Origin of the sequence: Neobacillus sp. GCM10023253, assembly GCF_042653105.1 — a bacterium.
In the GTDB taxonomy this organism is placed as follows: Bacteria; Bacillota; Bacilli; order Bacillales; family Cytobacillaceae; genus Neobacillus; species Neobacillus citreus.
This window is the reverse complement of sequence record NZ_JBHSHV010000009.1, coordinates 18,753-45,261: the sequence shown is the minus strand read 5'-3', so window position 1 is coordinate 45,261 and position 26,509 is coordinate 18,753. Positions and strand designations below refer to the sequence as shown.

The 26,509-nt window shown below is 38.1% G+C and carries 33 protein-coding genes and 1 riboswitch; of the genes, 20 read left to right on the top strand and 13 right to left on the bottom strand.

The window, feature by feature from the left end; genetic code table 11:
• Positions 1-354 precede the first annotated feature (354 nt).
• Positions 355-2,676 (top strand): RNA polymerase recycling motor HelD, encoded by a 2,322-nt coding sequence (helD, locus tag ACFPA1_RS12970; RefSeq protein ID WP_378583533.1) that lies wholly within the window; start codon positions 355-357, stop codon positions 2,674-2,676.
• A gap of 31 nt (positions 2,677-2,707) precedes the next feature.
• Here the strand turns inward: helD and ACFPA1_RS12965 are convergent, their stop codons facing one another.
• Positions 2,708-2,848 (bottom strand): BA3454 family stress response protein, encoded by a 141-nt coding sequence (locus tag ACFPA1_RS12965; RefSeq protein ID WP_378583530.1) that lies wholly within the window; start codon positions 2,846-2,848, stop codon positions 2,708-2,710.
• A 162-nt stretch (positions 2,849-3,010) separates the two neighbouring features.
• On the opposite strand from ACFPA1_RS12965, the gene ACFPA1_RS12960 reads away from it, so the two are divergent.
• Complete coding sequence (locus ACFPA1_RS12960; RefSeq protein ID WP_378583528.1) at positions 3,011-3,478, top strand: GNAT family N-acetyltransferase; 468 nt, start codon at positions 3,011-3,013, stop codon at positions 3,476-3,478.
• Between the two features lie 23 nt (positions 3,479-3,501).
• On the opposite strand, the gene ACFPA1_RS12955 is transcribed toward ACFPA1_RS12960, so the two are convergent.
• The gene (locus ACFPA1_RS12955; protein ID WP_213120591.1) at positions 3,502-3,732 is read right to left on the bottom strand and encodes a hypothetical protein; all 231 of its coding nucleotides are present in this window, start codon (positions 3,730-3,732) and stop codon (positions 3,502-3,504) included.
• A gap of 328 nt (positions 3,733-4,060) precedes the next feature.
• Here ACFPA1_RS12955 and asnS point away from each other — a divergent pair, with 328 nt between their 5' ends.
• Positions 4,061-5,452, top strand: a complete 1,392-nt coding sequence (gene asnS, locus ACFPA1_RS12950) for an asparagine--tRNA ligase (protein ID WP_378583524.1) — start codon at positions 4,061-4,063, stop codon at positions 5,450-5,452.
• Positions 5,453-5,510: 58 nt separating this feature from the next.
• Here the strand turns inward: asnS and ACFPA1_RS12945 are convergent, their stop codons facing one another.
• Positions 5,511-5,684 carry a hypothetical protein gene (locus ACFPA1_RS12945; protein ID WP_213145338.1) on the bottom strand — a complete coding sequence of 58 codons (174 nt, stop codon included), beginning with the start codon at positions 5,682-5,684 and terminating at the stop codon, positions 5,511-5,513.
• A 222-nt stretch (positions 5,685-5,906) separates the two neighbouring features.
• Here ACFPA1_RS12945 and ACFPA1_RS12940 point away from each other — a divergent pair, with 222 nt between their 5' ends.
• Genes ACFPA1_RS12940 through ACFPA1_RS12930 form a run of 3 tightly spaced genes read left to right on the top strand, consistent with a single transcriptional unit; the run spans position 5,907 to position 6,937 of the window.
• Positions 5,907-6,278 carry a DUF2089 domain-containing protein gene (locus tag ACFPA1_RS12940; RefSeq protein ID WP_378583522.1) on the top strand — a complete coding sequence of 124 codons (372 nt, stop codon included), beginning with the start codon at positions 5,907-5,909 and terminating at the stop codon, positions 6,276-6,278.
• The gene (locus ACFPA1_RS12935) at positions 6,279-6,665 is read left to right on the top strand and encodes an SHOCT-like domain-containing protein (protein ID WP_378583519.1); all 387 of its coding nucleotides are present in this window, start codon (positions 6,279-6,281) and stop codon (positions 6,663-6,665) included.
• A 2-nt stretch (positions 6,666-6,667) separates the two neighbouring features.
• Positions 6,668-6,937, top strand: a complete 270-nt coding sequence (locus tag ACFPA1_RS12930; protein ID WP_213145230.1) for a hypothetical protein — start codon at positions 6,668-6,670, stop codon at positions 6,935-6,937.
• Between the two features lie 30 nt (positions 6,938-6,967).
• On the opposite strand, the gene ACFPA1_RS12925 is transcribed toward ACFPA1_RS12930, so the two are convergent.
• Positions 6,968-8,449: an amino acid permease gene (locus ACFPA1_RS12925; protein ID WP_378583517.1), complete on the bottom strand. Its 1,482-nt coding sequence runs from the start codon at positions 8,447-8,449 to the stop codon at positions 6,968-6,970.
• Positions 8,450-8,550: 101 nt separating this feature from the next.
• Positions 8,551-8,740, bottom strand: a riboswitch (Lysine riboswitch).
• A 270-nt stretch (positions 8,741-9,010) separates the two neighbouring features.
• On the opposite strand from ACFPA1_RS12925, the gene ACFPA1_RS12920 reads away from it, so the two are divergent.
• Entirely contained in the window at positions 9,011-9,826 is an 816-nt protein-coding gene (locus tag ACFPA1_RS12920; protein ID WP_213145232.1) for a YitT family protein, read from the top strand.
• Positions 9,827-9,902: 76 nt separating this feature from the next.
• On the opposite strand, the gene ACFPA1_RS12915 is transcribed toward ACFPA1_RS12920, so the two are convergent.
• On the bottom strand, positions 9,903-10,517 hold the full coding sequence (locus ACFPA1_RS12915; protein WP_213145233.1) for a PH domain-containing protein: 615 nt from the start codon (positions 10,515-10,517) through the stop codon (positions 9,903-9,905).
• A 220-nt stretch (positions 10,518-10,737) separates the two neighbouring features.
• On the opposite strand from ACFPA1_RS12915, the gene ACFPA1_RS12910 reads away from it, so the two are divergent.
• A complete protein-coding gene (locus tag ACFPA1_RS12910) occupies positions 10,738-11,706 on the top strand; it encodes a multidrug resistance efflux transporter family protein (protein WP_378583513.1) in 969 nt (322 codons plus the stop codon).
• A 38-nt stretch (positions 11,707-11,744) separates the two neighbouring features.
• Here ACFPA1_RS12910 and ACFPA1_RS12905 read toward each other — a convergent pair whose 3' ends face one another.
• The 3 genes from ACFPA1_RS12905 to ACFPA1_RS12895 are packed head-to-tail and all read right to left on the bottom strand — an operon-like array spanning position 11,745 to position 13,090.
• Positions 11,745-12,605, bottom strand: coding sequence for a DUF421 domain-containing protein (locus tag ACFPA1_RS12905; protein ID WP_213145235.1), 861 nt, complete (start codon positions 12,603-12,605; stop codon positions 11,745-11,747).
• A 16-nt stretch (positions 12,606-12,621) separates the two neighbouring features.
• The gene (locus ACFPA1_RS12900; protein ID WP_213145236.1) at positions 12,622-12,828 is read right to left on the bottom strand and encodes a DUF1657 domain-containing protein; all 207 of its coding nucleotides are present in this window, start codon (positions 12,826-12,828) and stop codon (positions 12,622-12,624) included.
• Between the two features lie 58 nt (positions 12,829-12,886).
• The gene (locus ACFPA1_RS12895; RefSeq protein ID WP_213145237.1) at positions 12,887-13,090 is read right to left on the bottom strand and encodes a DUF1657 domain-containing protein; all 204 of its coding nucleotides are present in this window, start codon (positions 13,088-13,090) and stop codon (positions 12,887-12,889) included.
• A 170-nt stretch (positions 13,091-13,260) separates the two neighbouring features.
• Here ACFPA1_RS12895 and ACFPA1_RS12890 point away from each other — a divergent pair, with 170 nt between their 5' ends.
• Together ACFPA1_RS12890 and ACFPA1_RS12885 are read left to right on the top strand one after the other, a co-directional pair.
• Positions 13,261-13,599: a YmaF family protein gene (locus ACFPA1_RS12890; protein ID WP_213145331.1), complete on the top strand. Its 339-nt coding sequence runs from the start codon at positions 13,261-13,263 to the stop codon at positions 13,597-13,599.
• 112 nt (positions 13,600-13,711) lie between these two features.
• On the top strand, positions 13,712-14,314 hold the full coding sequence (locus ACFPA1_RS12885; RefSeq protein WP_213145238.1) for a hypothetical protein: 603 nt from the start codon (positions 13,712-13,714) through the stop codon (positions 14,312-14,314).
• A gap of 142 nt (positions 14,315-14,456) precedes the next feature.
• Here the strand turns inward: ACFPA1_RS12885 and ACFPA1_RS12880 are convergent, their stop codons facing one another.
• Complete coding sequence (locus ACFPA1_RS12880; RefSeq protein ID WP_378583508.1) at positions 14,457-14,726, bottom strand: hypothetical protein; 270 nt, start codon at positions 14,724-14,726, stop codon at positions 14,457-14,459.
• A 153-nt stretch (positions 14,727-14,879) separates the two neighbouring features.
• Between ACFPA1_RS12880 and ACFPA1_RS12875 the strand changes: the two genes are divergently transcribed.
• Positions 14,880-15,806, top strand: a complete 927-nt coding sequence (locus ACFPA1_RS12875; RefSeq protein WP_213145240.1) for a YitT family protein — start codon at positions 14,880-14,882, stop codon at positions 15,804-15,806.
• A 1,004-nt stretch (positions 15,807-16,810) separates the two neighbouring features.
• On the opposite strand, the gene ACFPA1_RS12870 is transcribed toward ACFPA1_RS12875, so the two are convergent.
• From ACFPA1_RS12870 to ACFPA1_RS12860, 3 genes are all read right to left on the bottom strand, one after another.
• Positions 16,811-17,062, bottom strand: coding sequence for a sigma-G-dependent sporulation-specific acid-soluble spore protein CsgA (locus ACFPA1_RS12870; RefSeq protein ID WP_213120607.1), 252 nt, complete (start codon positions 17,060-17,062; stop codon positions 16,811-16,813).
• Positions 17,063-17,186: 124 nt separating this feature from the next.
• Positions 17,187-17,435, bottom strand: a complete 249-nt coding sequence (locus ACFPA1_RS12865) for a hypothetical protein (protein ID WP_213145241.1) — start codon at positions 17,433-17,435, stop codon at positions 17,187-17,189.
• A gap of 148 nt (positions 17,436-17,583) precedes the next feature.
• Complete coding sequence (locus tag ACFPA1_RS12860; RefSeq protein ID WP_378583504.1) at positions 17,584-18,294, bottom strand: class I SAM-dependent methyltransferase; 711 nt, start codon at positions 18,292-18,294, stop codon at positions 17,584-17,586.
• A gap of 118 nt (positions 18,295-18,412) precedes the next feature.
• On the opposite strand from ACFPA1_RS12860, the gene ACFPA1_RS12855 reads away from it, so the two are divergent.
• Positions 18,413-18,985, top strand: coding sequence for a YkoP family protein (locus ACFPA1_RS12855; RefSeq protein ID WP_378583502.1), 573 nt, complete (start codon positions 18,413-18,415; stop codon positions 18,983-18,985).
• A 106-nt stretch (positions 18,986-19,091) separates the two neighbouring features.
• Positions 19,092-19,457 (top strand): hypothetical protein, encoded by a 366-nt coding sequence (locus tag ACFPA1_RS12850; protein ID WP_213145244.1) that lies wholly within the window; start codon positions 19,092-19,094, stop codon positions 19,455-19,457.
• Between the two features lie 39 nt (positions 19,458-19,496).
• On the opposite strand, the gene ACFPA1_RS12845 is transcribed toward ACFPA1_RS12850, so the two are convergent.
• A complete protein-coding gene (locus ACFPA1_RS12845) occupies positions 19,497-20,378 on the bottom strand; it encodes a VanW family protein (RefSeq protein ID WP_378583500.1) in 882 nt (293 codons plus the stop codon).
• A 171-nt stretch (positions 20,379-20,549) separates the two neighbouring features.
• Here ACFPA1_RS12845 and ACFPA1_RS12840 point away from each other — a divergent pair, with 171 nt between their 5' ends.
• The 7 genes from ACFPA1_RS12840 (at position 20,550) to ACFPA1_RS12810 (ending at position 26,501) form a co-directional block, all read left to right on the top strand.
• On the top strand, positions 20,550-21,086 hold the full coding sequence (locus ACFPA1_RS12840; RefSeq protein WP_213145246.1) for a helix-turn-helix domain-containing protein: 537 nt from the start codon (positions 20,550-20,552) through the stop codon (positions 21,084-21,086).
• Between the two features lie 134 nt (positions 21,087-21,220).
• Positions 21,221-21,415 carry a hypothetical protein gene (locus ACFPA1_RS12835; RefSeq protein ID WP_213120614.1) on the top strand — a complete coding sequence of 65 codons (195 nt, stop codon included), beginning with the start codon at positions 21,221-21,223 and terminating at the stop codon, positions 21,413-21,415.
• 244 nt (positions 21,416-21,659) lie between these two features.
• On the top strand, positions 21,660-22,412 hold the full coding sequence (locus tag ACFPA1_RS12830) for an SDR family NAD(P)-dependent oxidoreductase (RefSeq protein WP_378583496.1): 753 nt from the start codon (positions 21,660-21,662) through the stop codon (positions 22,410-22,412).
• A 78-nt stretch (positions 22,413-22,490) separates the two neighbouring features.
• Positions 22,491-24,104, top strand: coding sequence for a long-chain-fatty-acid--CoA ligase (locus ACFPA1_RS12825; protein ID WP_378583495.1), 1,614 nt, complete (start codon positions 22,491-22,493; stop codon positions 24,102-24,104).
• A gap of 109 nt (positions 24,105-24,213) precedes the next feature.
• The gene (locus ACFPA1_RS12820; RefSeq protein ID WP_213145249.1) at positions 24,214-24,783 is read left to right on the top strand and encodes a TetR/AcrR family transcriptional regulator; all 570 of its coding nucleotides are present in this window, start codon (positions 24,214-24,216) and stop codon (positions 24,781-24,783) included.
• Between the two features lie 184 nt (positions 24,784-24,967).
• The gene (locus ACFPA1_RS12815; protein ID WP_213145250.1) at positions 24,968-25,369 is read left to right on the top strand and encodes an acyl-CoA thioesterase; all 402 of its coding nucleotides are present in this window, start codon (positions 24,968-24,970) and stop codon (positions 25,367-25,369) included.
• Between the two features lie 55 nt (positions 25,370-25,424).
• Complete coding sequence (locus ACFPA1_RS12810; RefSeq protein WP_378583491.1) at positions 25,425-26,501, top strand: phosphotransferase family protein; 1,077 nt, start codon at positions 25,425-25,427, stop codon at positions 26,499-26,501.
• Positions 26,502-26,509: the final 8 nt, after the last annotated feature.

Here is a 26,509-nt window from a genome sequence, read left to right as displayed (position 1 = left end):
TAGTTTGAAATAATTTATCTTGATTTTGAAATAACTTAATTCAAGATAAATTATATGATTAGGTCATGCTGATTGTCAATTGTTTTTTTATAAATTATTTATAGGATTTTTCAAATACTACAAAGGGATTTAAATGGAGTTTGATATTGAGGAAAAGAGCGTCATAAAATGAAAAAAACGCCAAAGCGGCGTTTTAAAAAAATATACTTGAAAATAGACAAAAATACATGTTAAAATGGATTTTGGCAAGAAAATCTAATTGTAATTAGGATTAAAAATATCCTATTATAACATTACCACATTCGTTCGCTGTTGTCAACTAATGCAGCCAAAATTTATTTGGGGAGTGGTTGAATGAAGGCTTTACAAGATAATGACTGGGAATTGGAGCAGGAAAGAGTTAATTCGGTAGTGCATGAAGTGGATAAAAAGATAGCCAAATTACAAAAAAATACCGGCAGGGTTAGCTCTGATGTTCTGGAAATCCGCAAGACTTTTTGGGAGGATGTTACAGTTAATCTGGATGAACCGGATGACGTCATCGAAACAGCGGCTAGTATTAAACAGCAGGCAGAACTTCTCTCAGAACGGGAACGGACACACAGTCAGCTGGACAGAACCCTCAAAACCTTGGATAAATTAAAATTTTCTCCTTACTTTGGTCGTATCGATTTTTGGGAGGATGGTGAAAAGTCGACCGATCAAGTATATTTGGGAATTGCTTCATTAATGGATGAGCAGGATGAAAACTTCTTAATTTATGACTGGCGTGCCCCTATTTCAAGTCTTTATTATGATTATTCACCCGGCCCGGCACATTATCAAACCCCAGAAGGGACCATCTACGGTGAAATGGAGTTAAAAAGACAATTTATCATCCGGTTTTCGGAAATTAAAGGAATGTTCGATACAGGTGTCACCATTGGTGATGAAATGCTGCAGGAGGTTCTGGGGAACAATGCCAGTACACAAATGAAAAGCATTGTCGCAACGATTCAGCGCGAGCAAAATGCGATTATCCGCAATGAACGAAGCAAATTGCTGATTGTCCAAGGTGTGGCAGGGAGCGGCAAGACCTCAGCGGCGATGCAGCGGGTGGCTTATCTTTTGTATCGATATCGTGGTACGTTGAAATCGGAAAATATTTTGTTGTTTTCTCCAAATCCTTTATTCAACAGCTATGTCGCAACAGTATTGCCTGAGCTGGGAGAAGAGAATATGCAGCAATCTACCTTCCAGGAATACTTAAATCAAAGATTAGGACGGGAATTTGACGTTGAGGATCCTTTTAACCAGATTGAATACCTGCTGAGTGCAAAGGATAATGAACATTATCAATCAAGGTTGAATGGTATTCGCTTTAAGGCTAGTCTCGAGTTTAAGCGATTAATAGATGAATATGCAGCGAGGTTATCAAATCAAGGTTTAATTTTTAAGGATATAAGCTTTAGAGGAAATGTTTTAATCTCGAAAAAAGAAATTCACGATTATTTTTATACCTTAAATACCAATTTTTCAATTCCAAACAGGATGCAGCTTCTCATGGGGTGGCTTAAAAAAGAATTAAAGAAATGGGTCAAACGGGAACAGTCCCGAAGCTGGGTTGAGGAAGAGATTCAATATTTGGAGAAAGAGGATTATTTAGAGGTTTATAAAAAACTCCAGGAAAAGAAACGGTTTATGGAGAATTCCTTTGATGATTTCGAACAGGAACAGAAGCTGTTAGCAGAAATGGTTGTGAAAGAAAAATTCAAGCCAATATTTGCGGCCGTTAAAAATCTAAAATTTATCAATCTGCCGTTAATTTATCTTGGGTTATTTAACAAGGAAAATAATCCTGAGGAACTGCCGTTAATGTGGGATACAATCTGCTCTCAAACAAAGGCACAATTAAGCAGTATGGTAATTCCTTATGAAGATGCCACGCCATATGTGTACTTGCAGGATTTAATTGAGGGGAGAAAGTCAAATTCCTCCATTCGTCATATATTTATTGACGAGGCCCAGGATTACACTCCTTTTCAGTTCGCTTTTATAAAAATGTTGTTTCCTTACAGTAAGGTGACCTTACTTGGAGACTTTAACCAAGCTATTTTCTCAGGGGCGACGGGAATGCAATCAGTTTTCGCTGATTTCCAGTCAGAAGAGGGAGAGGTTGAAACATTTGTTTTAACGAAAACATATCGTTCGACTAAGGAGATTGTTGAATTCACAAGGGAGTTTATTGAGAATGGCGACAAAATTGAGCCTTTTAACCGGAGCGGTATCAAGCCTTCGCTGAATGTAGTTGAAAGTAATTTGCTCAATAAACAGGTTTTGGAGAAAATTAAAGAACTTCAAACAAGGCATCGAACGATTGCGGTTATTTGCAGAACTGGCGAGGAAAGCAAACGGGTAAATGATGCTTTAAAAGAAGATGTTCCCCTTCATTTTATTGAAAAAGGAACAACTTCCTATGAAAGCGGGGTGTCGGTGATTCCCTCATATCTATCAAAAGGAATTGAATTTGATGCAGTCATCCTTTATGATAGTTCCCAATATCAAAAAGAAAGCGACCGGAAGTTATTCTATACAGTCTGTACCAGGGCGATGCACGAATTGCATTTATTTGCAACAGATGGAATAAGTCCCCTTATGGTTGATGTTCCAAAAAACACATATGAAATAAATGGCTAAAAAACAAAAAGGCAGCGAATTTGCTGCCTTTTCAAACTTTATTTTTCCATTGCTTTTGAACCTGTTCAAAAGCAAGGCGGAGTATTTCTTCATCAGATGTATTTTGGTCGGCAATGACATTTGTCCAATAGTTTCTTCCTTCGAAAGAAATATTTACCTCGATTTGTACCATATTAAATCACCTTTCTTTACAAAAATATTTGAGTAGAAAATCTAATTTTTCACAACGGTTTAAGCTTATTCGAAGAACTGATTTTTATGACATAATTTTAAAATGTTAATAACTGATTATTTGATAAAATATCCTAAGTATGAATAAAAAAGGAGAAAAACGATGTCGATACAATTTGAAGAGATTAGGAAAGAAACACTCTATATTGCGCTTGAGATTGTGAATTCGAATCCCGAATACAATGTTTTGGAAAATGACTTGGCGGCAAGGGAGCTTGCCGATTTGGAAAAGGAATTTTTAAACCCTAAAACGATCAGTGTTTTTATCAAACTTGATGATACTTATATTGGTGTTATGGATTACGTGTTGGAAAATCCCAACGATCATTTTCCTTGGCTTGGACTGCTGATGATTCATGCTGACTATCAAGGATATGGTTTTGGTGCACAAGCTTATGCACACATTGAAAATGAGATGGACAAGCGGGGTTTGGACAGAGTCCGAATTGGTGTTATAAAAGAAAATGCAAAAGCAAGACATTTTTGGGAATTATTAGGGTTTAAATATTATAACACGGTTGGCTGGGAAAACGGAAGAGTTATTTTTTGTTATGAAAAACTTATTGGATAAAAAGCCTCCGGTTTGGAAGCTTTTTATACTTCAACGCTCAGGAACTCCTCGGCGAACTGCTGGACAAGATTTTTGTCTAGATTATTTTTCTTTAATGTGGATTCTGCTAGAACTAAATGGGCTTGTATGGAAACATTTCTTTTTAAATCGCGGATTGATACATCCCCATTTAATAATTGAATAGCTTTCTCACGGATGTCTTGATTCTTAGATGAATTGTAAAGAAGATAGGCAATACAAGTGATTTTGTCCATAACCAACACTCCTAACCAATCAAGAATCGAACATTTGTTTACTAATTCGACCTCGATTTTTATTTTCCTGCTATTTTTTCAGAAAATTATTGAAAATCCTGTCATGGATTAGGCTAACTTAACAAAAACGAAGGCTTAATTATCGATTTTGTTGAATATTGCTTATTTGTGAGGTTTTTAATATAATATGGAAGGGATAAACACTAACGGTAACAACAGGGGAAATTACCTTTCTTCCCAACTTGGGATGGGAGGTTTTTTATTTAAATGGTCACTCCTGCCTCTGGTTGTTCAATAACTTATACATATAAATTAGGAGGAAATTCAAGTGAAACAGGTCTTAATTAAAGATTTGTACAGAAATACTGAAAGCTTCATTGACAAAAAAGTTGAATTATCTGGCTGGATCCGGACGATTCGTGATTCTAAAACCTTTGGATTTATTGAATTAAATGATGGAAGCTTTTTTAAGAGTGTTCAGATTGTATTCGATGACAAGCTAGAGAACTATAAGGATATTGCCAAGCTGCCAATTAGTTCATCTATTAAAGTAGAGGGAGAATTTATCCATACCCCTCAGGCGAAGCAGCCGTTTGAAATCAAAGCAACAGTTATTGCGATTGAAGGGACTTCAAACGTAGATTATCCGCTGCAGAAGAAAAGACACACATTTGAATATTTAAGAACGATTGCTCATTTAAGACCAAGAACCAATACTTTCTCAGCTGTTTTTCGTGTGAGATCAATAGCTGCGTATGCCATGCATAAATTTTTTAACGAAAAAGGCTTCGTTTATGTTCACTCGCCGATTATAACAGGGAGTGATACTGAAGGTGCGGGTGAAATGTTTAGAGTAACCTCGCTGGATTTAAATAACCTGCCGAAAAATGAAGAGGGCAAAACAGACGATACAAAGGATTTCTTTGGAAAAGAAACTAATTTAACAGTAAGCGGCCAGCTTTCTGCCGAGTCCTTTGCTCTTGCATTCCGCAATGTCTATACATTTGGTCCAACATTTAGAGCGGAAAATTCCAACACGGCAAGACATGCGGCTGAATTCTGGATGATTGAACCTGAAGTGGCGTTTGCGGAGCTTCCGGATATTATGGATCTAGCTGAAGAAATGGTGAAATATGTAATCGGATATGTGTTAGAACAAGCTCCGGAGGAAATGGACTTCTTTAACAGTTTTGTGGAGAAGGGATTATTGGATCGCTTAAACAATGCATATACAGCCGACTTTGGCCGAGTCACTTACACAGAGGCTATAGAACTTTTGAAAAAATCAGGTGAGAATTTTGCTTATCCAGTTGAATGGGGCCTTGACCTGCAAACTGAACATGAGCGCTATTTATGCGAAAAGGTATACCAAAAGCCGGTGTTTGTCACAGACTATCCAAAAGAAATCAAAGCCTTTTATATGCGCTTAAATGAAGACGACAAAACGGTGGCAGCGACTGACCTTCTTGTACCGGGAATCGGGGAATTGATTGGCGGCAGCCAGCGTGAAGAACGTGAAGAGGTTCTTGCTGCGAAAATCAAAGAACTTGGCATGAACGAAGAAGACTATTGGTGGTACTTGGAATTAAGAAAATACGGCGGCACCAAGCATTCCGGCTATGGCCTTGGTTTCGAACGACTGATCATGTACCTTACCGGAATGACCAATATCAGAGACGTGATTCCATTCCCAAGAACCCCAGGAAATGCAGATTTTTAATTTAATTAACAAAATGAGAAGACCAACCGAGTGGTTGGTCTTCTCATTTTGTCTGTATCTAAAGTTCTTCTAATTCTTCCTCGAAATAAAATAAACTCGGCTGTTCTTTGACGATATAGGAATATCGCTTCATATTTTTTATATATTGCCACTTTAAAATCGTAACTGTCTCTCCGGTTGTTTTAATGTTCACCATTTGTCCATTTTGGTATCGATTATTGGTGTTTTTCAAATTAAACACTCCTTCTGTTATCTAATTAAGTATACCACATATTAACAAAACTGTTTGGTTGTTCAGGAGGTGTTTTTTTGTTGTATTGAATCTAATGTATTTTTTAATATTAGTTTTAACAAATTTAATTTTTTAAATAAATTAAATTAAAAATATTAATTTATACTTTAAATTTTTATGAAAGTAATGTATGATATGGATAATAAAGGAAAGGGGAATAAAATGGCTTACCCGTTAATTACCAATTGTCCTGTTTGCAACAAACAATTAAACATTACCAAACTGCAGTGTAAACATTGCCACACGACGGTGGAAAATGAATTCGAATTATCAAAGCTTGCCTCACTTGGACAGGAACAGCTTCATTTTATTGAAATTTTCCTGAAGTGCCGCGGAAGTATTAAAGAAGTCGAAAAAGAACTTGGAATTTCTTATCCAACAGTAAGAGGAAAATTAGACGACATCATTTCGGCCATGGGCTACTCGGCAAACCGAAAGGCGGAGGTTGATAAGAAGAAGGTCGTATCCATGCTGGAAAAAGGGGAAATCACTGCCGAAGAGGCTATTGCCTTATTAAAAGAGGGGGATATGTAAATGAAAGATGAAATCACTAGAGTGTTAACTTTGGTCGAGGAAGGCAAGCTTGATAAAGAAAAAGCGACTGAACTGATTAACGTCCTTCAAGGGAAGGAACCAACTGTTGAATTAAAGAAAGAAGCCTCATCATATGGCAGCAAAATGCTTAAAATCCGTGTTAATTCCCATGAAGGTGATAATGTTAATGTCAATCTTCCCATTAATCTTGTGAAAGCAGTGTTGAAGGTGGGCACCAGCATTGCCGAAAGAATTCCGCAAGCGGAAAAGTATGTGAAAGATATCAATGTAGATTTGTTAATAGAAGCGATTGAAAACGAACTAGATGGCCAAATTGTGGATGTTACTTCCGCAAATGGCGATAAAGTGTTTGTGGCGATTGAATAAGCATGTTAAAAGTGGGCTTAAAGATAAAACAGAGAAACTTCAATGTACCCGTTCCTTATGTTGTCTTAAATCTTCTAAGTTCGGTAATAACGTCAAGACGATTTATTGGCTTTATCAATAAATCGATTGAAAAAGGCGGGGAAAAGTTCGTCCTTCCACAAATAGAAAAAAGCGATTTAAAGCCTTTATTGGATGGTCTGACCAAGCATAAAGGCCTGTTGTTAGTGGAAACGAAATTAAAAGATGGGACAGAAGTTACCATTAAATTATAAAAAAATGGCTCCTTGGGAGCCATTTTTATTTTAATTATTTAAATCACACTTCTCCAAAGGAATTACCTTTGTTTTCTTTGTGAATTTATAGCCTAACCAAAGGATAAGGAATAATGGCAGACCGATATAGGATACTAATACACCGTTCCAATCAATATGGGCGCCCATAAATGCTGAATAGTTTTGCCCAATTACGACAATGGCGCAAACAACAAAAGCAAAGATTGGGCCAAATGGGAACAACTTTGATTTATATGGCAATAAGTTTAAGTCTTTGCCTTGTGCCACATAAGCTCTGCGGAAGCGATAATGACAAATCGCAATTCCTAACCACGCGATAAAGCCGGACATACCTGAAGCATTTAAAAGCCATACATAAACTGTACCATCGCCAAAAAGGGATGCCAGAAAAGCAAGTGTTCCGACTAATGCTGTTACAATTAAAGCATTAACTGGCACACCATTTTTGTTCAATTTACCAAGAAATTTTGGTGCTTTTCCTTGACGTGCCAAATCCCAAAGCATCCGAGTCGATGCATACATTCCTGAATTACCTGCTGATAAAACAGCTGTTAAAATGACTGCATTCATGACAGAAGCAGCAAATGCGATTCCGGCTTTTTGGAAAACAAGCGTAAATGGACTTACAGCAACATCTCCATTAGCAAGGTTTTCATTTGTATAAGGAATAATAAGACCGATAACAAGAATAGCTAACACATAGAATAAAAGAATTCGCCAAAAAACTTGCTTTACTGCACGTGGGATTGATTTTTCTGGGTTATCTGTTTCACCTGCTGCAACACCTAAAAGTTCAGTTCCTTGGAAGGAAAATCCAGCTGCCATAAAGATTCCAAGCATGGCCATGAATCCGCCATGGAATGGTGCATCTCCAACTGTAAAGTTTTTAAAGCCAATTGCTTCATTTCCCATAATTCCAAAAATCATTAACGTACCAGCAATGATAAAGATCACAACAGTTACAACTTTAATTAATGAGAACCAATATTCCGCCTCGCCAAATCCCTTAACAGAAAGATAATTTAACAAGAACATGATAACTAAAAAGATGCTGCTCCACAATAGTGAAGGAGAATCTGGAAACCAAAATTTCATAATCATTGTTACTGCAGAAAGTTCTGCTGCAATCGTAATGGCCCAGTTGTACCAATAGTTCCAGCCTAGGGCAAAACCAAGGGATGGATCCACGAATTTCGTAGCATAGGTACTAAAGCTTCCTGCTACCGGCATGTAGGCACCCATTTCAGCTAAACTTTGCATTAAGAAATAAACCATAATGCCAATAACAAGATATGAAAGAATCGCTCCGCCAGGTCCCGCGCTATGGATAGCACCGCCGCTGGCAAGAAATAATCCGGTCCCGATAGTTCCGCCAAGAGAAATCATTGTAAGATGGCGGGACTTTAAGCTCCGTCTTAATTCATTTTTATCATTTTTTGGACCCGTGGGCCTAGTGTATATTTCGTCTTTTCTTACCTGCGCTGTTTGCATGTTTATGACTCCTTTAAATTTTTTTATTGGAAGGAGTTTGGAATAAAAAATGCCCTCGAAGCAGATTCGACGGCATTTGTATATACCCCGCATCATACCTTCCGAAAGATAGCTCAACACGTAAAGCTGGTAAGTCTATACGTGACAGTTCTGTTCCTGTTCGGAGACAGCCCCAGCATGTTTCTCCAGAGAGAAAAACACACTTCGGCAGCTTTTCCTTTCAAACGGAGTCAAAAACATCTCTGCGTTTCGTCCATTTTACTAATAAAAACCGCGACCTCTACCTCATCGGTTTTGATGAGGATTTAATATTAAGAATGATATATTACTAGAGTATATACGTTTTAATAAATTTGTCAATATTATATATTGGAAACGAGGGATTAGGGGTTTTTGTAAGATGAATATTAATGTAATATGCTTTTATAATTATTCAACTTAATTTTCGGGTGCTATTTCCAGATAATTAATTGTTTTTTAAATATATTAATTAGTTTACATCCTAGCTATGAATCGTTATCATTTTTTTAAATAAATAGTGGAAAGACAGGAGAAATATTCATGCAGATGGTTGGAATTATTATCGGCTCTTTTATAATTGTAGCTGCATTCAATCTTTTCCTCATCCCTCACGAGGTTTTAAGTAGCGGGATGAGCGGTATTTCGATGATAATAGGAATGATTACCCCCATAAACACAGGAGTGGCTAATCTTTTGTTGAACCTTCCCCTTTTAATCATTGGCTATAAAATGCTGGGAAAAAGATTTATCTTTAATTCAATCTTTTCAGTGTTCGTTATTTCTTTAGGACTTTATTTAGTGCCAGTATTTCCTGTCGCGAAAGATACCATCCTCTCATCAATATTTGGCGGAGCTTTGACCGGCCTAGGGGTTGGAATCGTATTTCGAAGCTCGGGTTCAACGGGTGGATTTGATATCATCGGAATGATTGTTTCCCGAAAGAAAGACTTCCCAATCGGAGTGCTCCTCTCCGGAATGAACGCGGTTGTCATTGTAATTAGCGGATTTTTATTCAATTGGGATGCGGCCCTCAATACGTTGGTTTCGATTTTTGTTACAGGAAAAGTAGTTGACGCTATTTATACGGACCATGTCAAATTAACTTTAATGATAATAACAGAAAAGGGCGAAGAAATGAGAAATCATTTGGTGGCCAACTTATACCGTGGACTCACTATTATGGATGGGGTTGGAGGATATACAAATGGCAGCCGAAAGATTTTAATCTCGGTCATTTCAAGATATGAGTTAAACGAGGTAAAATCTCTTATTTCTGAAGTCGATCCGACAGCTTTTGTGAATATTACAGAAACGATAGAAGTAATGGGGTTGTTTCATCGGCCTAGCCCGCATTAATGTTTTTAAAAAAATAGGCCGTCTCAATACTATGGGAGTTTAGTTCCCTTTATGAGACGGCCTCTATTTTGTATTTTTAATTGTTTATATATTTTTCAAAAACAAAGCCAAAATCTTTGACACAATATTGTTTTTTACTTTCCTCGAGCCACTGGAATGCTGCCTGATTCAACATTTTAAATTGAACAACCAAATTGCTGTCAGGAGTGGAGACGCGCCCTAATGTTGTGGAAGCGACATCGAGACTTTGCTTGGCAAACTGAAGGGAAATTTCATTTTCATGGGTAATCTCGGAAATTTTAATAAGTGCCTTGTATAAATCTTTCACTTCCTCGATATGCTTTTTATGAATGTCAATGGAGAAAGGCTGAGAGCCGATTTTGAATTTGATTTCTACGTCTAGGTCGACTGTACCGGCAGTTTCCAACATAACACCTGATATTTTATTTGTGGCATAGCTGTACCGATGAAGCATCCGCTTTTTGCTTGTAGCACTAGTACCATCAAGATGGATGAGAGCGTTGTTTGTAAAGCAATACTCATCAGATTTTGATTTAATTAAGAAATAAATCTTTTCATTATCCTCATGCATCACGTAATCATCGGCATCCACTTTATCATAATCGGAAGGCTTAATCACCGACCCTACATCACTTAATCCCAACAAATCTGAAGCCACTTTTCCAAACATTGTGTCAACCTCTCTCTACTTATAATATTTGCCATTCTTATGTACGAATAGGAGGCACAGAGGTTTCGTTATTTGAATGCCAATTTTAAATTTATTTCCAACATTTTTAGAATATGTATTTTATTTTAAGGGAAATTCAGTATTAACAAATTATTCAGACATCTGTTATACTTTAGAGTATTGAACTATTCAAAGCTGACAAGAGTTAAAGGGGAATACAATGCGTCCTATCATTTTAGGCATCTTTGCCGCTTTCTTTTTTGCATTTACATTTATTTTAAACAGGGCAATGGACCTTGCTGGCGGAAGCTGGGTTTGGAGTGCATCACTAAGATATTTCTTTATGATTCCATTTCTATTGCTTATTGTAATGGGGAGGAAAAATTTTAAGCCGCTCTTGAAAGAGCTGAAAACGTCATCAGGAAGATGGATTTTGTGGAGTAGTATTGGTTTCGGTTTGTTTTATGCACCGCTTTGTTTTTCTGCTTCCTATGCCCCGGGTTGGCTAATTGCTGCAACCTGGCAAATAACCATTATTTCAGGCTCTCTTTTAGCTCCGCTTTTTTATGAAAAGGTTATGACCATTAACGGCCCTATTATAGTGAGAGGGAAAATTCCCTTTAAAGGGCTGGCAATGTCATTAATCATTCTGTTGGGAATCGTTTTAATGCAGCTTGAGCAGGCCGATACCCTTTCAGTGACGGCCATCGTATTAGGAGTAATGCCTGTTGTAATTGCTTCGTTTGCTTACCCGCTTGGAAATCGTAAAATGATGGATATTTGCGGTGGAAGACTTGATGTTTTCCAGCGTGTTCTTGGAATGACTTTGGCAAGCATGCCTTTTTGGCTGATTCTGTCCATATATGGCCTAGTTACTGTGGGACCACCAAGTATAGAGCAAACATTTCAATCCGGGTTAGTGGCTATTTCCTCCGGGGTAATAGCAACCATCCTGTTTTTTCAGGCTACTGATTTGGTAAGAGGAAATATGCAAAAGCTAGCCGCTATAGAAGCAACACAGGCAATGGAGGTTTTATTTGCTCTAATTGGGGAAGTATGGCTCCTAAATACCCCTTTGCCAAATGCCGTTTCTTGGCTGGGAATGCTGCTTGTAATGGGTGGTATGGTTCTCCACAGCTATGCAACTCATAAAAAGGCACCGCTCAGTGCCAGCAAGGAAAGTGCTTAGCATTTAAAAAAGAGGCTATAGAGACAGCCTCTTTTTCGTTATCCATTTAAGTATGGCTCGAGTTTGTCTATTAATCCTTGCATTAAAGCTGCATTTTCCTTATACATGTCTTTAGATTTTTCGCAATCTGTTGATAATGAGAAAATTTCCAAATCCGCCTGAGCCTTTTTTAGACTGGCCATTAAAAGAGGCCTCTGAGTTGGGGCTGGTACTTTAAGTTTATCATCATAAAGATCAACCGTTATCTCTCCAAAGGAATCGATTTGCCCGAGAAAAACATTGTCAAGGGTAACTTCAAGCTTTTCTAATTCTGTGTACAACCAGGCTCTGTTTTTTCCCGAGGCACGCAAACCTTCTTCGATGATATTGCCATCCATAATAATCGTATTTGGTTCCTTCTCATTTGCCATTTTCATTTGTAAATCTTTAGGGGTTAATGGCCGATTTTCCCTTTTTAATAGAGCTGTTAATTTTCCACGAGGCTCTAGGATTGCAAACTCCACATCTGCCACTTTAAAAATATTTTTTTCTCGAAGAAGAGTGGAAATCTCATCGATGGTAAACCTTTCCTTTTTCAAATTATCCTCAAGTATTTTTCCATCTTTAATAATTACTGTTCCTTTGCCTTCCGCAAAATCACGAAAATATTTACTCTTTAAGGATAAGTAGTCCACTAAAATTGCCACAATTCCAAATAAAATAATGGCCGCGGCCCCGTGCAAATAATTCTTTTCCAGCCCCGTAATGGCTTCGCCCGCGATACTTCCAATGGTGATTCCAGAAACATATTCAAAAAAGGTAAGCTGGGATATTTGCTTCTTTCCAACCAATTTTGTGGTTAGGAATAAGAGTCCAATAAAAAGAAAAGAGCGGAGGATAATTTCAACAAATCCGTTCACTTTAGTTCACCCCAAATCATGAGCCCCTATATTGCGGTTCTAGTCTTTCAAGTTCTAAAACACGATATTGAAGATCTTTTTTTATTTTTCCTATCGTAAACATTGATTCATGAAATGCTTCTTTCGCGCTTTGATCCAAAGAATTTAAAGCCAAGGATGATAGCTGCGATTCAATCCCTTTTAGAGAGGCAAGACATTGTTTAACATTTGATGCAACTGTCATAAATCGCTCCTCCTAGTTAAAACACAAAATGGGGTTGGCGAAATCGCCAACCGCTCTTTTACTGATTGTATTGCGGTTCTTCGGTCACAATTTCCTGAAGGCGCGGTTCTACACTGTCAATAATGGTCTGCGTTTGCTGGGCTGCCTGCTGATAAATTTGCTTAGCACTTTGGTTTTGAGTCTGCAAAGCAAAGGTTTCAAAACTAGCCTGAGCCGACTTTAAACCTGCCAAAGTCTGCTTTACTTGTGTACCTACAGTCATTCCATTTCCCTTCTTTCTTGAAGAAATAATTCTTACTCTGATAGTTTGCGTATGATAATTCGACTTATGTATAGCCAATATGTTGAAAATCTGGGAATGGTCATTTATAAATTTAAATTTTGGTGCATATAGATGGAATGAAAAAAGGACTATTTTTGGGGGTGGAGGAATTGTCGAAAATAGGAAAGGATGATTTTACAGCGGGGTTTGTCCCACATCATAACCATGGTTCTGTTGATTATACCGGGATGAGTGCCGGGCATGTACACCAGTGCCTGGATGTAACTTCGCCGCCGATTCCAACTCAGGACGGAGGGCATATTCATTATACGGAGGGATATGTATTATTTGAAGATGGGCATACCCATCATTACCGTGCCTACTCAGGTCCAGCGATACCGGTTGGAAACGGAATGCATGTTCATTATTACGATTTCCATACGAGTGAAGATAATGGCCATACACATCATGTCAAAGGTGTCGACCACCCAGCACCGGGAACAAAATAAATCTAAAAGGGCCTGTCCTTCATAAAAGGGCGGCTCTTTTTTTGGTTTTGAATATTCAAAAGTTGTTATTTTTTGTAAATATAAGGTAAAATTGGTTAGAGGGGGGTTAAATGTGTTATTGAAAAGAAATAGTTCAACAGATGAAAACTCAGTTAAATTAGCAGCTTATACAATTATTTTGTACATAAGCAGTTTGTTTGTACCATTTGTTGTTGTGGCGTCCTATCAGAGCCTTGTATATTATTCACGTTCCCAATGGCTTTTTGCAACACCTTTTTCTGCTTATATCACCTTTATGGCAGGAATGCTTTACGCAGCATTGGTATTAACAGTTTACCTCATATTTAGACAACGGTGGGAAGGACCGAAATTTAAATGGATGACAGTTTTCCTTCTTATAATTTCCATTCCTGCATTTATCTTAAGTTTAACTACTTATTACTACATAGATGAAAAAGGAATCCATAATAATTCTTTAACAAGTTTAACGGAAAAAGAGTATGGGTGGGAGGATATTGCAAAAGTAAAGATTGTCTATAGAAACCACCAAGGGACGACTCAATATTACCAATATCAATTCGAAAAAAAAGATGGCAGCGTGATTACTATTCCATATGATGTTAAATTTAGGGAAAACATAAGAAGAATAGAAGATAAAATTAATAAATATAACATCCTCGTTACGGATAATTTTAAGAATCCGATTGTCGATTAGAAAAATTAAGGGTCTGACTCACTCTCGTTAGGGGCAGCCCTTTTTTAATAATTTTTTCCAAATGTTCACAGAACTGCCACAAGAAATGCGTTTACGATCATTTTTGGGTGCTATAATAAAAGTGTAAAGAAAATACACAAACCTAACAACTTAGGAGGCTCAACCATACGTGTTCGTTCCGTTTGTGAACGAAGTAGTAAGGTAAAACTATTCCAGCAAAAACGGAATAAAGAGTCAACGGTCCAATACCGAAAATGATGTTTGTTTTAAAAGGGATTTGAATTCCATTTAACATGTGAATTAATTCCTTCAACGGAACAAACACAAAATCGGCTAATTTTTCATAGTTTCCAGTTAGATATAAAAAAGCTAATTGGAAATGAAAATTGAAAAAGTAATTGGCTGATTTCATGGTTGGGTCTCCTAAGTTGTTAATTAAAAAAGGAGCTGCTTTAAAAATAAAGCAGCTCTTTTTTTTATTTGTGAATAAAGATGCATAGTATTATACATAGGCGCCATTATTCGGTATTCTATTTATAGGAATTAAAATGAAAGGGGCAGGATAATGACAGGAATTCAAGATCTTAACCTAAAGGAGCAGCAGGAAACACTTGCTGCAGAACTAGAAAAAATCCACCACCGAAAATTGACAAAAAAGAAAATTCTCCAAAGGATTTTATTAATCACCCTTGGTGCCACCCTAATGGGGGTCGGACTAGAAATCTTTCTCGTTCCGAATAATGTTATTGATGGCGGAATTACCGGAATTTCCATTATGCTATCATATCTAACAGGCTGGAATTTGGGAATATTCCTTTTTATTCTAAATATCCCTTTTTTCTTTATCGGCTATAAACAAATCGGAAAAACGTTTGCTCTCTCTACACTATATGGTATTATCATTCTTTCCATCGCTACTACATTACTCCATCCAGTTCCAGCCTTTACACAAGATATTCTCCTTGCGACCATATTTGGGGGAGTTGTCCTCGGAATAGGGGTCGGTATAGTTATTCGTTATGGAGGATCTTTAGATGGTACAGAGATATTAGCCATTCTTTTTAATAATAAACTCCCGTTTTCGGTCGGGGAGATTATTATGTTCTTTAACCTCTTTATTCTTGGAAGTGCAGGCTTTGTTTTTACATGGGATCGCGCTATGTATTCTTTAATAGCCTATTTTGTTGCCTACAAAACGATTGATATTACGATTACCGGCCTTGATGAATCCAAATCAGTTTGGATTATCAGTGACAATGCCAGACAAATAGGCGATGCCATTCTGCATCGACTTGGACGTGGTGTCACATATCTAAATGGAGAAGGGGCTTTTTCCGGAGATGACAAAAAAGTGATTTTTTGCGTCATCAATCGTCTTGAGGAAGCGAAATTGAAGGAAATCGTCACCGATTATGATGATAATGCCTTTTTAGCTGTTGCAGATATTGCCGAAGTAAGGGGCGGAAGATTCAAAAAAAGAGATATCCATTAATAAGAAAAATGATGGAAATTCTAGTTTATTGCCGAAAAAGGTAATTTGTCGTTTCTGGTCTCAATACCAAGAAAGCGACGCGAACAAATTGTAAATTCTGAAAATTAATTGTCGATTTATGATGAAAATGAATCTAAAGTAACTGCATGTTTTGTCGCACTATGCGCTTACCTAGGAAATAAAGAGTGCAAAAAAAGCAGTATTTCCAAAAAAGATGGCAGGGTACTCTGCCATCTAGATTGTCGTGAAAAGGTAATTTCTCGGCAATTTTTTATGTTTTTTCAGAAACTAACACCGATATTTTTGATTGTCCCTGCTAATGGGCCTGTTGATTTCCACTCCGGGCACTCGCTTTCCGCGGGGAGGTCCTGGAGCCTCCTCGGCGCTGAAAACGCCTGCGGGGTCTCCAGTGACCTCTATATCCCGCAGGAGTCGAGTGCCCTCCGCTCCAATCAACAGGGAGGCAAATCAATCTAAGTATTGCAACACACATTTTCCATCCTTGATAAGTTTGTTGTAATTTTTTTGTATTTTGGCAGGATGCAGTAAGAAAGAGCCTAACGGCTTTTTCTAGACTTTATTCTATCCTCTTCTATAGCTTTAAAGAAGGTGGTCATCAGGACTAATTCATCAATAGAAACAAATTCAAATTCACTTTGGCTATAATCTTTTGACTTAAATATTTAACTCACCACTTATTTTATTGAAGTTGAAGGACTTTATTGAATACACCTGTTGATTGGTGCGGAAGGCACGAAGACTCCTGCGGGAGTACGGGGCAGGGGAGACCCCACAGGCGCTTAAGCGCCGAGGAGGCTCCCCGTACCGCCCGCGGAAAGCGAAGTGCCTGGAGCGCCAATCAACAGACTTGTTTAAAAAGCCTTTTATTAATATTATTATAAAAAATTAACACTGTGAATCAGCAAAGAAAGTGGATAAAATAAATGGCTGTCGATAGTTTTTCGACAGCCTGGATGGCAGAATGCTCTGCCATCTTTACTTGCTTATAGTAATAGTTCATAAACTTCGTTCAGTTGGTAAGCTCTCTTCTCATCTTGTTCCTCACGGGCATATTTAATTTCATCAGGCAGGATTTTATTTAAAAAGTCCATTTCTTTACTGCTCAAATCCCGGACAAAATCCCCTTCAGAATGATAATGCCCTTTTACGAGCTTTTGATATACTTGTTTGCCATCTGTATGGTTATCAGTATAATTAGATAAAATTTCGCGAAGATATCCTAAGGTTTTATCCATGATTTCACCCATCCTTTCACGCCCTTATTTTTCATCGAAAGGCTAATAATATTCACTATAACGGGGTCTGGAAATTATTTTTGGTGAAATCAAGAAAAAAAAGCAAGTACATGTCGTACTTGCATTAAAAGAATAATGGAAAACCGATGCCGAACCCAACAAATGGGAAGAAGATTGGCGGTCTAAAAAACGGAGGTCCAAAGAAAGGGAAGCCATAGCCTTCACCTGAGTCTGAAGAGTTAGATAATTCCTCAATCTCAAGTCCATCTTTTCTTACCTTGCTAACTTTTCCAATTGACCATTCGCCCTTTTTATTTTTAAAACGAATCATTTGACCTTCCAACCGACGCGCTTGTTCATAACTCAATTGCACTCGATAATTCCTCCAATCACCTGTACTTGCTATAAAATATGAGGGAAGTCCTATTTCTGTAAGGGCAAACAACCAAATCTCGTCCCATTTTTAATAAAAAGAAAACAAGCCCTTCATTCAATTTTGAATTTAAGGGCTGTTTTCTTTATTACTTCGTACAAGTAATAATTCGGTGGCTCAAGATATCATGGTACTTAACGAGAATGTTTCCGTGCTGATTTAGAATACCAAAAAGCTCGGGCTCAAAATTTGCGGAGAAATTAAATTCCTGTCCTGTATTGCCATTAACGAAATCAAGGGGATGCACACTTAGCTTAGTATCGTGAAAGCCGGTTTCTTTTAAAAGCTTTCTCCAATCCTCCTCTAGGAGCAGGGAATCGACTGCGTAAAACTCTTTAATTTCTATTTCTTCCTGGGCAGTAAGCTTTTTGTTTATGGTCATCTCATTAGCCAGAAAACGGCCGCCTTTTTTTAATACCCTAAACAGCTCCTTTAAGGCCTTTGGTTTATTAACAAAGGCTAAAACAGACTCTGAAAGGACAAAATCAAAGGTTTCATCTTTAAATGGAATTTGTTCTATAGAACCTTGAACTAATTGAATGGGAAGCTGATTGCTTTGGAAACGGTTCTGAGCTTTTTCAATCATAATAGGGTTAAGTTCCAATCCAAACACGTTTGCCTTGTATTGCTCATACAAATAGGCAGATGTCTGTCCAGTTCCGCATCCTGCATCTAATATATAAGAATTCTGTGTAATTTTTTCTTGCAAAAGCATATTTTTTGTTAATCCAAATCCTCCGGGATGGGCACCACCAATGCCAAACTTGGCAAGGAAATCAATGTACGTTAGGCCTCCCATAGACACACCACCCTATTTCTTTTTTGCATCTTATGAAAAAGGGCTATAATAGGTTCTCTTTTCACAGGTTATTTATAAAATATAAACATGAGCCAGGGTAAGGAATGGAGTGAAGGATATGGGGATACGCAGCACATTATTATGGGTTTGGAAATTATTTGATCCACTTTTTTATCTTTTCTCCCGATTACATTATATAGGGGATGTGAATAATAAACCTTCTGTATTCAGGGTTAGGTTAACTAAATATAAGGGAAAAAAATATATTCTCTCTGACGGGACAAAAATTGATAAAAATGATCTTCTGTTAAAAATTCATTTACATAATGTCCGTATAATTGCAGAAATAGGCAAGATTAAAAACGATTTAAAAAGAGCAAAACTTACGTATAGGCTCGTTTTACATTCCATGCCGGCACTAGCAAGTTATCTCAAGGAACATCCTGATGAGAAAAAAATAATAGGAATAATTGGCATTACATCTCTCGACCGCGGTGTTAAAGCTCTAGGATTTGAATGTTTTAGACCGAAAAGCCGCATTTACCGCTTTTTTAAGAAGCTTGGACAGTTGCCCATTTATGTTCTCTCCAATTCCTCTTTAAGAAATTTTCAAAAGTATCATCTAACGTATTTATTTTTGTCCAAGGAAACGCTTTATTCGAGATATGGTCAGGATTCTTCCGAGAAATAACAAATTATCTATGGATTCCTTCTCATACTCCTTTAAAAACTGTACAAATTAAGCAAATGGAAGGGTGTAAGACATTCTTCACATTTAGCGTTAAGGGGTGCATAGCATGAGAAATCTAAGCAGAATGCCGTTTTTAAATATGTTTAGGCCGAAAAGAAGGAGTAATGGAGCCATGTGGGCATCTCTTTTAGGACTCGGTGTAAGTGCAGTTGTTTATGGGGTAACTAGAGGAAAACGAAACAATCTCGGGCTTCCTTTCAAAGCTGCGGTAAAAAACATGGCACCAAATATGAATTTCACAGGAATGAATAATGCAGTTAAAAACATGGCACCAAATATGAATCTCGAAGGTATGAATAATGCCGTGAAAAATTTGGTGCCAAATATGAACCTCGATAGGATGGATAATGCAGCTTTAACTGAGTTCTCTGAAGAGTTATTAAAGAGTGCCTTAAATAATGAACGGCACTAATATGCAAACGAAGAGGCTGTCTAAAATGTCAGCCTCTTTTTAATAGCGGGGATTTGGAATTTTTCTTGGTATGTAATTGCTTGTTTCGGAAGTGAAAACCTTTATAATCAGCAAACCGCCAAGTGTTCTAGCTCGGATTAAAACAGGCTGGCTGTATTTGTTTTTAAAAACAAAATCAGGTCCATACCAACTGACCGTAGCATCTCTGCCTGGAGGGATATATGGAACTTTACGACTGTGGGAAAATCGCTCAACAATCTCAAGTCCAGCGTTATCGACGGCATTAAAAAGGGTCGAGGAAACTTGGCAAATTCCGCCACCAATATCTTCTGAATATTCGCCTCTTACAATTACCTTTGCCGTTAAGTAGCCCTTGGCTTTTGTCCGTTTTCCGACCACCTTGTTAAACGAAAACGTCTCACCTGGAAAGACAACATAATTATTAATAGCATCGGCTGCTAATTTAATATTTGTGGTTCGGTTTTTATTAAACGAATTAAATGAAGTCACGTAACGGCCAATTCTTACAGTACTAATCTCATTTAGAAGCTCACTGTCTACCTTTGGATAAACGGTGAGCATCGGAATTTCCATGCTGTTCGGAGTATTGTTATAAAAATAAGAATAAAACCGCTCCGTGAAGGCTTGGCGATGGATTTGAAAGCCTGCCTTTTCAGGTATGATATTTCCATTATGGTCAAAGCTTGCATTTTCAGGCTGGACGGAAACTTTTTTATCCAATTGATCTAAAAATTGGTTATATTTTTTAGTATTAATGATTGGTAAATCTGTATAGGGTGAGAAAAAGTCCACTCTGCTAATCTTTGTTATGGTGCTGCCGTCTTTAGTTATTGTCAAGTAATCAAGCTGATAGACCGGTTGAACAGCCAGCCAAAAGCCGAGAACCCACGATAATACCATATTACAAAACCTCCTCATTATAATATGGGTTGAAATTTTATCTTTCATGTAGCTAAAAAAGGAATTCTTTACAGGCATATTAAAAAAAATGGGAAATAAGGGTTTACAAAATTAATAAAATGTAATATTATCATTATTGATAATGATAATAAAATTTAGGAGTAATTATTTATGAAGGATTCCAAAGTTGATGTTATATTACACCCGGTCAGAATGAGAATCATTCAACAATTAATTAACCAAGAGCTGACGGCGCAGCAATTAAAAGAATTGCTTCCAGACATTCCTCAAGCATCTCTTTATCGAAATATCAAAAAATTGGCGGATGCTGAGGTGATTCAAGTTGTTGCAGAAGTGCCGATCCGCGGGACGGTTGAGAAGGTTTATTCCATTCATCAAACAGGAATGGCAGTTAGTCCAGAAGAAATGAATAACATGTCTAAGGACGAACATATGGGCTTCTTTATCAAATTTTTGGCCAATTTGATGGGGGAATTTGAGCGCTATTTAAACCAGGAAAACATTGATTTAGTTGCTGATGGAGTAAGCTTTCGGCAAGGGACTTTTTATTTAAATGATGAAGAATTTAGGGAATTTATCAAGCAACTTACAGCTGTATATGCGAACATATCACAAAATAAGCCTGAGAAAGGAAGAAGAAGTAGGATAATATCGAATATTTTCATACCTGGGGAGAAAATGGAGTAATGGGGACTAGGTCACTAGTCTCTTTTTTATAGAAAAAATGAAAAAATTGTAGAAATATGCTATATTAGCATTAGATAACAAAAGAATAGGAGAATGCTAGCAAACTGCTAACATAAGAAACGGGAGTGTCTGTTTTGGAGCAAAATGACAGAATTCAATTGAATGTAAGAATTTCGAAGGACACCGCGGCGAAACTTGATGAGATTGTCGAGTATTACCAGCAAGGATTAAAGCTTGGTAGAATCTATAAGGGTGATGTTCTGACAGATATTATTGAAAAATCGTATGAAGTGATGAACAAACAGAAAAAAATGCAAAAAAGATTTTAATATGGAGGGGCTGTCAAATGGGACAGCCTCTTTCCATTTTCAGTGCGAAAATTGTAAAAATTTATTAGAATATTTAGAAAAGAATTTGAATTTTTACTTTACCAATAGTATAATTATAGTTATTACATACCAACCGGTTAGTATAAGAATCGCGAACAATTTTTATGGGGGCATCTAAGATGATAATGTAAGCGTGTTCAAACTAACTATATCAAAATTTGAGAAAAGTGAGGTTTGATAGTTTATGAGATTTTTAGGTAAAACAGCCATTGTAACCGGCGGAGGAAGCGGGATTGGGCGCGCAGCGGCCATCCGATTTGCACAGGAAGGGGCAGCGGTAGCAGTAGCGGACGTTGATTCCCTTGGTGGTGAGGAAACGGTCAGCATCATAGAAAACGCAGGAGGAAAAGCAATCTTCGTAAAGACAGACGTTGCAGACTCAAACCAAATAAAAGAATTGATCAGTACAACAACGAATACCTTCGGCTCTTTAAATATCATGTTCAACAACGCTGGAATTGGCAATTCCGAGGTGAAAAGCACGGATTTATCAGAAGATGAATGGGACAAAGTCGTTGATATTAATTTAAAAGGAGTTTTCCTTGGCATTAAGTACGCGGTTCCTGAGCTAATTAAAGCAGGCGGAGGGGCAATTGTTAACACGGCAAGTCTATTGGGATTAAAAGGGCAAAAGTACATGTCAGCCTATAATGCATCTAAAGGCGGAGTGGTGATTTTGACGAAAAACGCCGCACTTGAATATGGAAAAAAGAATATCCGTGTAAATGCGATTGCACCTGGTGTCATTGATACTAAAATCATTGAAAACTGGAGACAAAGCGAGTGGAAATGGCCGATCATCTCAAAGGCAAATGCCCTTGGCCGAATTGGCAATCCTGAAGAGGTAGCAAATGCTGTTTTATTTTTGGCATCAGATGAAGCCTCTTTTATAACAGGTGCAACACTTTCAGTTGATGGCGGAGGTCTGACGTTCTAATTGGAAACGAGGAACTGCTGCAGCTAGACAAGAGCGAAAGAGAACTGTGATCTATAAATATCAATCGGAGGTATATCGATGAGTTATCAAAAAGCATGGCTAGCAAATTATCCCGAGTCTATTGCAAAGACGATTGAAATTCCTAATATACCGTTAGGTCAGATTTTAAAAGAAACTACTGAAAAGTTTCCGGAACATAATGCTCTATCATTCTATGGAAAAAAAATAAGCTATAAAGAGCTATCCTCCCTAGCGTTTGCATTTACTTCGGCCATCCAGCAAAACCAAGTCCAAAAAGGCGATCGGGTTGCCATCATGCTGCCAAACTGTCCGCAATATGTGGTTGCCTATTATGGCATCCTAAACGCCGGCGGCATTATCACACAGGTCAACCCGATGTCTGTTGAAAGAGAACTCATTCATATTCTAAACGATTCCGGTGCGGAAACGATGGTTGTACTTGACGCCCTCTACCCTAGGGTGAAAAGCGTGCAGGCGCAAACTCCATTAAAAAATATTATTGTTGTCAGCCTGCAGCCTTCAGGACAGGATTTTGCTCCGGACCGCAGCTTTGAAAGCTTCCTTAAGGAGGGCAATGGAACTGTGGTTCCGGTAGAATTTGAACCTGAACACGATGTTGCTGTTCTTCAGTATACAGGCGGAACAACAGGCCGTTCCAAAGGCGCCATGCTGACACACCGCAATATTTTGGCTAACGTACTTCAATGCCAGGAATTTTTCAAACATGAAATGGAATTTGGCAAAGAGAAGTGCTTAACGGTCATCCCTCTTTTTCATGTGTTTGGGATGACTTCATGTATGAATCTTTCAATCTATACAGGCGCTGAGTCCATAATGCTTCCCCGTTTTGACCTAGAGGAGGTGTTGAATACAATCAAAACAGAACAGCCAACGACCTTCCCTGGTGTTCCAACCATGTACGTTGCTCTAACTAACCATCCGAAGGCAGAAGAGTATGGCTTAAATTGTATTCGGACATGTAATAGCGGAAGCGCGCCAATGCCGGTTGAATTACTTCGTGAGTTTGAAGGTAAAACAGGAGCGCAAATTTTGGAAGGTTACGGATTATCGGAAGCATCACCGACAACACACTGCAACCCGCCATTTGCTGCGAGAAAAACGGGCAGCGTCGGTATTGGAGTACCTTCAACAGAATATAAAATTGTCGACTTATCAACAGGAACGGAAGAAGTGCCGACAGGCGAGCTAGGAGAAGTAATTATTAAAGGGCCGCAGGTTATGAAAGGGTACTGGAACATGCCGGAGGAAACGGCCAATACCTTAAAGGATGGCTGGTTGTATACAGGCGATATTGCCAAAGTGGATGAAGATGGCTATTTATATATTGTTGACCGGAAAAAAGACATGATCATCGCAGGAGGATTCAATATTTATCCTCGTGATATCGAAGAGGTTTTGTATGAGCATCCTTCTGTCCAAGAGGCTGTTGTCATCGGGGTGCCGGACCCTTACAGAGGAGAAACAGTAAAGGCGTATGTCGTCTTAAAAGCTGGAAAAACGGCAACAGAGGATGAGATTATTCAATATTGCAGAGAAAATCTTGCAGCCTATAAGGCGCCTCGCAATGTGGAATTCCGTGAACAGCTGCCAAAAACCGGAGTTGGGAAAATCCTTCGCCGCAGCTTGAGAGAAGAAGCTTTAAAACAGTAGGGGGCACTTATGAAAATTTTTAAAAAGTTCACGCAATCAATATTATAGAAGAGATAAAGTTTATGGTATAATCTCGAATAGATATTTACATGATTGTGAGGATATTAAGGTGAAGGAAAAAATAACGGAACAAAGCATCCGCTTATTTGAAGAAAAAGGATTTAGTGAAACGTCCATTCAAGACATCGTCGATACACTAGGGGTGACAAAAGGGACCTTTTACTATTATTTTTCAAGTAAAGAAGAACTGCTTATGGATATCCATCTTGGATATATTAGCGAAATATTGAGCCGCCAAGAGCAAATCTTAGGGGATGATTCAAAAAGCTTTAAGCAAAAATTATTTGACATTATTTTAATGTTAATTTCCGATATTAAGATTCGCGGCCGTGCTGCAAAAATCTTTTTTAGAGAAATGAAAAATTTAAGTCCGGAACATGCTGCATTAATTGTGCCGAAACGGGATCAATTCCGTTTAAATACTGAGGAGCTGATTCAAGCTGGAATGAAAAATGGCGAATTTCGGCCAGATTTAAATGCATCCATTGTATCTTTTGCGATTCTTGGGATCGTCAACTGGAGTTATCAATGGTTTAACCCAAAGGGAGCTTATACGGACCAAGAGGTAAGCGAGATATTTGTCGATATGATTTTAAAGGGAATTCAATTACGCGGATAGAAATAAAAAGAGGGATATTAATGCCGATTATATCCCTCTTTTTAAGTCAAGAACATACCAACCGGTTAGTATTGGTGAATAACTCCAAAATTAATAGGTATAAATCAAAAGAATGGTGCATTTCATTTAGTTGGAAAGCTTGTTTTTCAAAACGAATGTAGAGACGGAGGTATAAAAGAAGAATATGCACGAAATACAGATAACTGTTCGTTTCGGCGAAACAGATGCATTAGGCCATATCAATAATACAAGTTATTTCATTTACCTTGAAGAAGCAAGGATTCGCTTTTTTGAAGCAATTGGCTACCAGGTTGATGCACGGGATTGGAATTTTATCCTTGCTTCTACGAAATGTGATTTTATTAGCCAAGGGTATTTCAATCAACAATTAATAATTAAAACAAGCGTCTCCAAAATTGGGTCAAAAAGCTTTCACTTGGACCATGAAATCATTTGTTCGCATACAAAGAAACTGATTGCCCAAGGGAATGCGGTGATGGTCTGCTTTGATTTTGAAAAACAACAAAGTGAGCTACTGCCGGAAGTTTTATTAGATAAACTGAAAAGTCATCTGGTGTATTCATAGGGTTATCCACAATAATAAAAGTCTGAATTTTTTGAATTGAAAGGAGGATGAAAACATGCCTTATCAAGTGAATAAGGATACGATTCCTGTTCGTATAGGAGAGGAGTTAAATCTAGCTATTTTAGAAACGTTTTTGCGTGAGAATATTAAGTCATTGCCGAGTGCCCCGCTGGAAATTTTACAGTTTTCTGCAGGAGCCTCGAATTTAACCTATCAAATAAGGATGGGAGACTGGGAGGCAGTGTTAAGACGTCCTCCTCTTGGTCCAGTGGCACCAAAAGCACATGATATGGAACGGGAATTTAAGATTCTGACAGAATTAAATCCCATCTTCCCGGCCGCACCTAAGCCATTTCTGTTCTCCGATAATCATGAGATTGTCGGCAGCCCATTTTTTATCATGGAGCGAAAGCATGGTTTTGTCTTGGACACTTCATTTCCTGCTGGAGTACATGTGACACCTGAGCTTTGTCAACAGATTTCTGAACTAATGGTTGAAAACCTGGCGAAACTGCATGCTCTTCCCTACAAGGAAACAGGACTTATGCAAATAAGCAAGCCTGATGGCTTTATGGAGCGGCAGGTTCACGGCTGGATTGGCCGTTATGAACGGGCCAAAACGGATGAAATTTCCGAGGTGGAATCCCTGAAGAAGTGGCTTGTGAGCAATATTCCTAACCATTCTGAGGCAGCTGTGATTCATTATGATTACAAGCTGAATAATGCGATGTTAAATGATGATTTTACCGAGATGGTCGGTTTGTTTGATTGGGAAATGACTACCGTAGGTGACCCCCTTGCTGATTTGGGGGCTGCGATGAGTTACTGGAGTCTCCCTGAGGACCCGCAAAACATGAAAAAAGGGATGGGCAGAGATCCGGTTACCGCTGTCCACGAAGGTTTTTTCACAAGGAAGGAATTTATTGAGTGCTATGCCAGAAAAAGCGGCAGGGATGTCTCTAACTTGCATTTCTATTTGACGTTTGCTTATTTCAAACTCGCTGTCATCTGCCAGCAAATCTATTATCGGTATAAGAAGGGTCAAACAAGCGATACAAGATTTGCAACCCTAAACAATTATGTTAAGGGATTAATCCAGCATGCGACATTTACAGCCAATGAAAAGCTTTAGCAGGGGGA

Excerpts from the sequence above, each read along its gene's own strand:
- ACFPA1_RS12860 (WP_378583504.1), bottom strand. The coding sequence starts at position 18,294 with ATGGGAGGCCTAACGTACATTGATTTCCTTGCCAAGTTTGGCATTGGT.
- ACFPA1_RS12850 (WP_213145244.1), top strand. The coding sequence starts at position 19,092 with ATGAGAAATCTAAGCAGAATGCCGTTTTTAAATATGTTTAGGCCGAAA.
- ACFPA1_RS12915 (WP_213145233.1), bottom strand. The coding sequence starts at position 10,517 with ATGTTTGGAAAAGTGGCTTCAGATTTGTTGGGATTAAGTGATGTAGGG.
- ACFPA1_RS12895 (WP_213145237.1), bottom strand. The coding sequence starts at position 13,090 with ATGACTGTAGGTACACAAGTAAAGCAGACTTTGGCAGGTTTAAAGTCG.
- ACFPA1_RS12875 (WP_213145240.1), top strand. The coding sequence starts at position 14,880 with ATGACAGGAATTCAAGATCTTAACCTAAAGGAGCAGCAGGAAACACTT.
- ACFPA1_RS12920 (WP_213145232.1), top strand. The coding sequence starts at position 9,011 with ATGCAGATGGTTGGAATTATTATCGGCTCTTTTATAATTGTAGCTGCA.
- ACFPA1_RS12910 (WP_378583513.1), top strand. The coding sequence starts at position 10,738 with ATGCGTCCTATCATTTTAGGCATCTTTGCCGCTTTCTTTTTTGCATTT.
- ACFPA1_RS12870 (WP_213120607.1), bottom strand. The coding sequence starts at position 17,062 with ATGGATAAAACCTTAGGATATCTTCGCGAAATTTTATCTAATTATACT.
- ACFPA1_RS12940 (WP_378583522.1), top strand. The coding sequence starts at position 5,907 with ATGGCTTACCCGTTAATTACCAATTGTCCTGTTTGCAACAAACAATTA.
- ACFPA1_RS12830 (WP_378583496.1), top strand. The coding sequence starts at position 21,660 with ATGAGATTTTTAGGTAAAACAGCCATTGTAACCGGCGGAGGAAGCGGG.
- ACFPA1_RS12930 (WP_213145230.1), top strand. The coding sequence starts at position 6,668 with ATGTTAAAAGTGGGCTTAAAGATAAAACAGAGAAACTTCAATGTACCC.
- ACFPA1_RS12880 (WP_378583508.1), bottom strand. The coding sequence starts at position 14,726 with ATGAAATCAGCCAATTACTTTTTCAATTTTCATTTCCAATTAGCTTTT.
- ACFPA1_RS12965 (WP_378583530.1), bottom strand. The coding sequence starts at position 2,848 with ATGGTACAAATCGAGGTAAATATTTCTTTCGAAGGAAGAAACTATTGG.
- ACFPA1_RS12955 (WP_213120591.1), bottom strand. The coding sequence starts at position 3,732 with ATGGACAAAATCACTTGTATTGCCTATCTTCTTTACAATTCATCTAAG.
- ACFPA1_RS12855 (WP_378583502.1), top strand. The coding sequence starts at position 18,413 with ATGGGGATACGCAGCACATTATTATGGGTTTGGAAATTATTTGATCCA.
- ACFPA1_RS12960 (WP_378583528.1), top strand. The coding sequence starts at position 3,011 with ATGTCGATACAATTTGAAGAGATTAGGAAAGAAACACTCTATATTGCG.
- ACFPA1_RS12815 (WP_213145250.1), top strand. The coding sequence starts at position 24,968 with ATGCACGAAATACAGATAACTGTTCGTTTCGGCGAAACAGATGCATTA.
- ACFPA1_RS12900 (WP_213145236.1), bottom strand. The coding sequence starts at position 12,828 with ATGACAGTTGCATCAAATGTTAAACAATGTCTTGCCTCTCTAAAAGGG.
- ACFPA1_RS12825 (WP_378583495.1), top strand. The coding sequence starts at position 22,491 with ATGAGTTATCAAAAAGCATGGCTAGCAAATTATCCCGAGTCTATTGCA.
- helD (WP_378583533.1), top strand. The coding sequence starts at position 355 with ATGAAGGCTTTACAAGATAATGACTGGGAATTGGAGCAGGAAAGAGTT.
- ACFPA1_RS12935 (WP_378583519.1), top strand. The coding sequence starts at position 6,279 with ATGAAAGATGAAATCACTAGAGTGTTAACTTTGGTCGAGGAAGGCAAG.
- ACFPA1_RS12845 (WP_378583500.1), bottom strand. The coding sequence starts at position 20,378 with ATGGTATTATCGTGGGTTCTCGGCTTTTGGCTGGCTGTTCAACCGGTC.
- ACFPA1_RS12840 (WP_213145246.1), top strand. The coding sequence starts at position 20,550 with ATGAAGGATTCCAAAGTTGATGTTATATTACACCCGGTCAGAATGAGA.
- ACFPA1_RS12925 (WP_378583517.1), bottom strand. The coding sequence starts at position 8,449 with ATGCAAACAGCGCAGGTAAGAAAAGACGAAATATACACTAGGCCCACG.
- ACFPA1_RS12810 (WP_378583491.1), top strand. The coding sequence starts at position 25,425 with ATGCCTTATCAAGTGAATAAGGATACGATTCCTGTTCGTATAGGAGAG.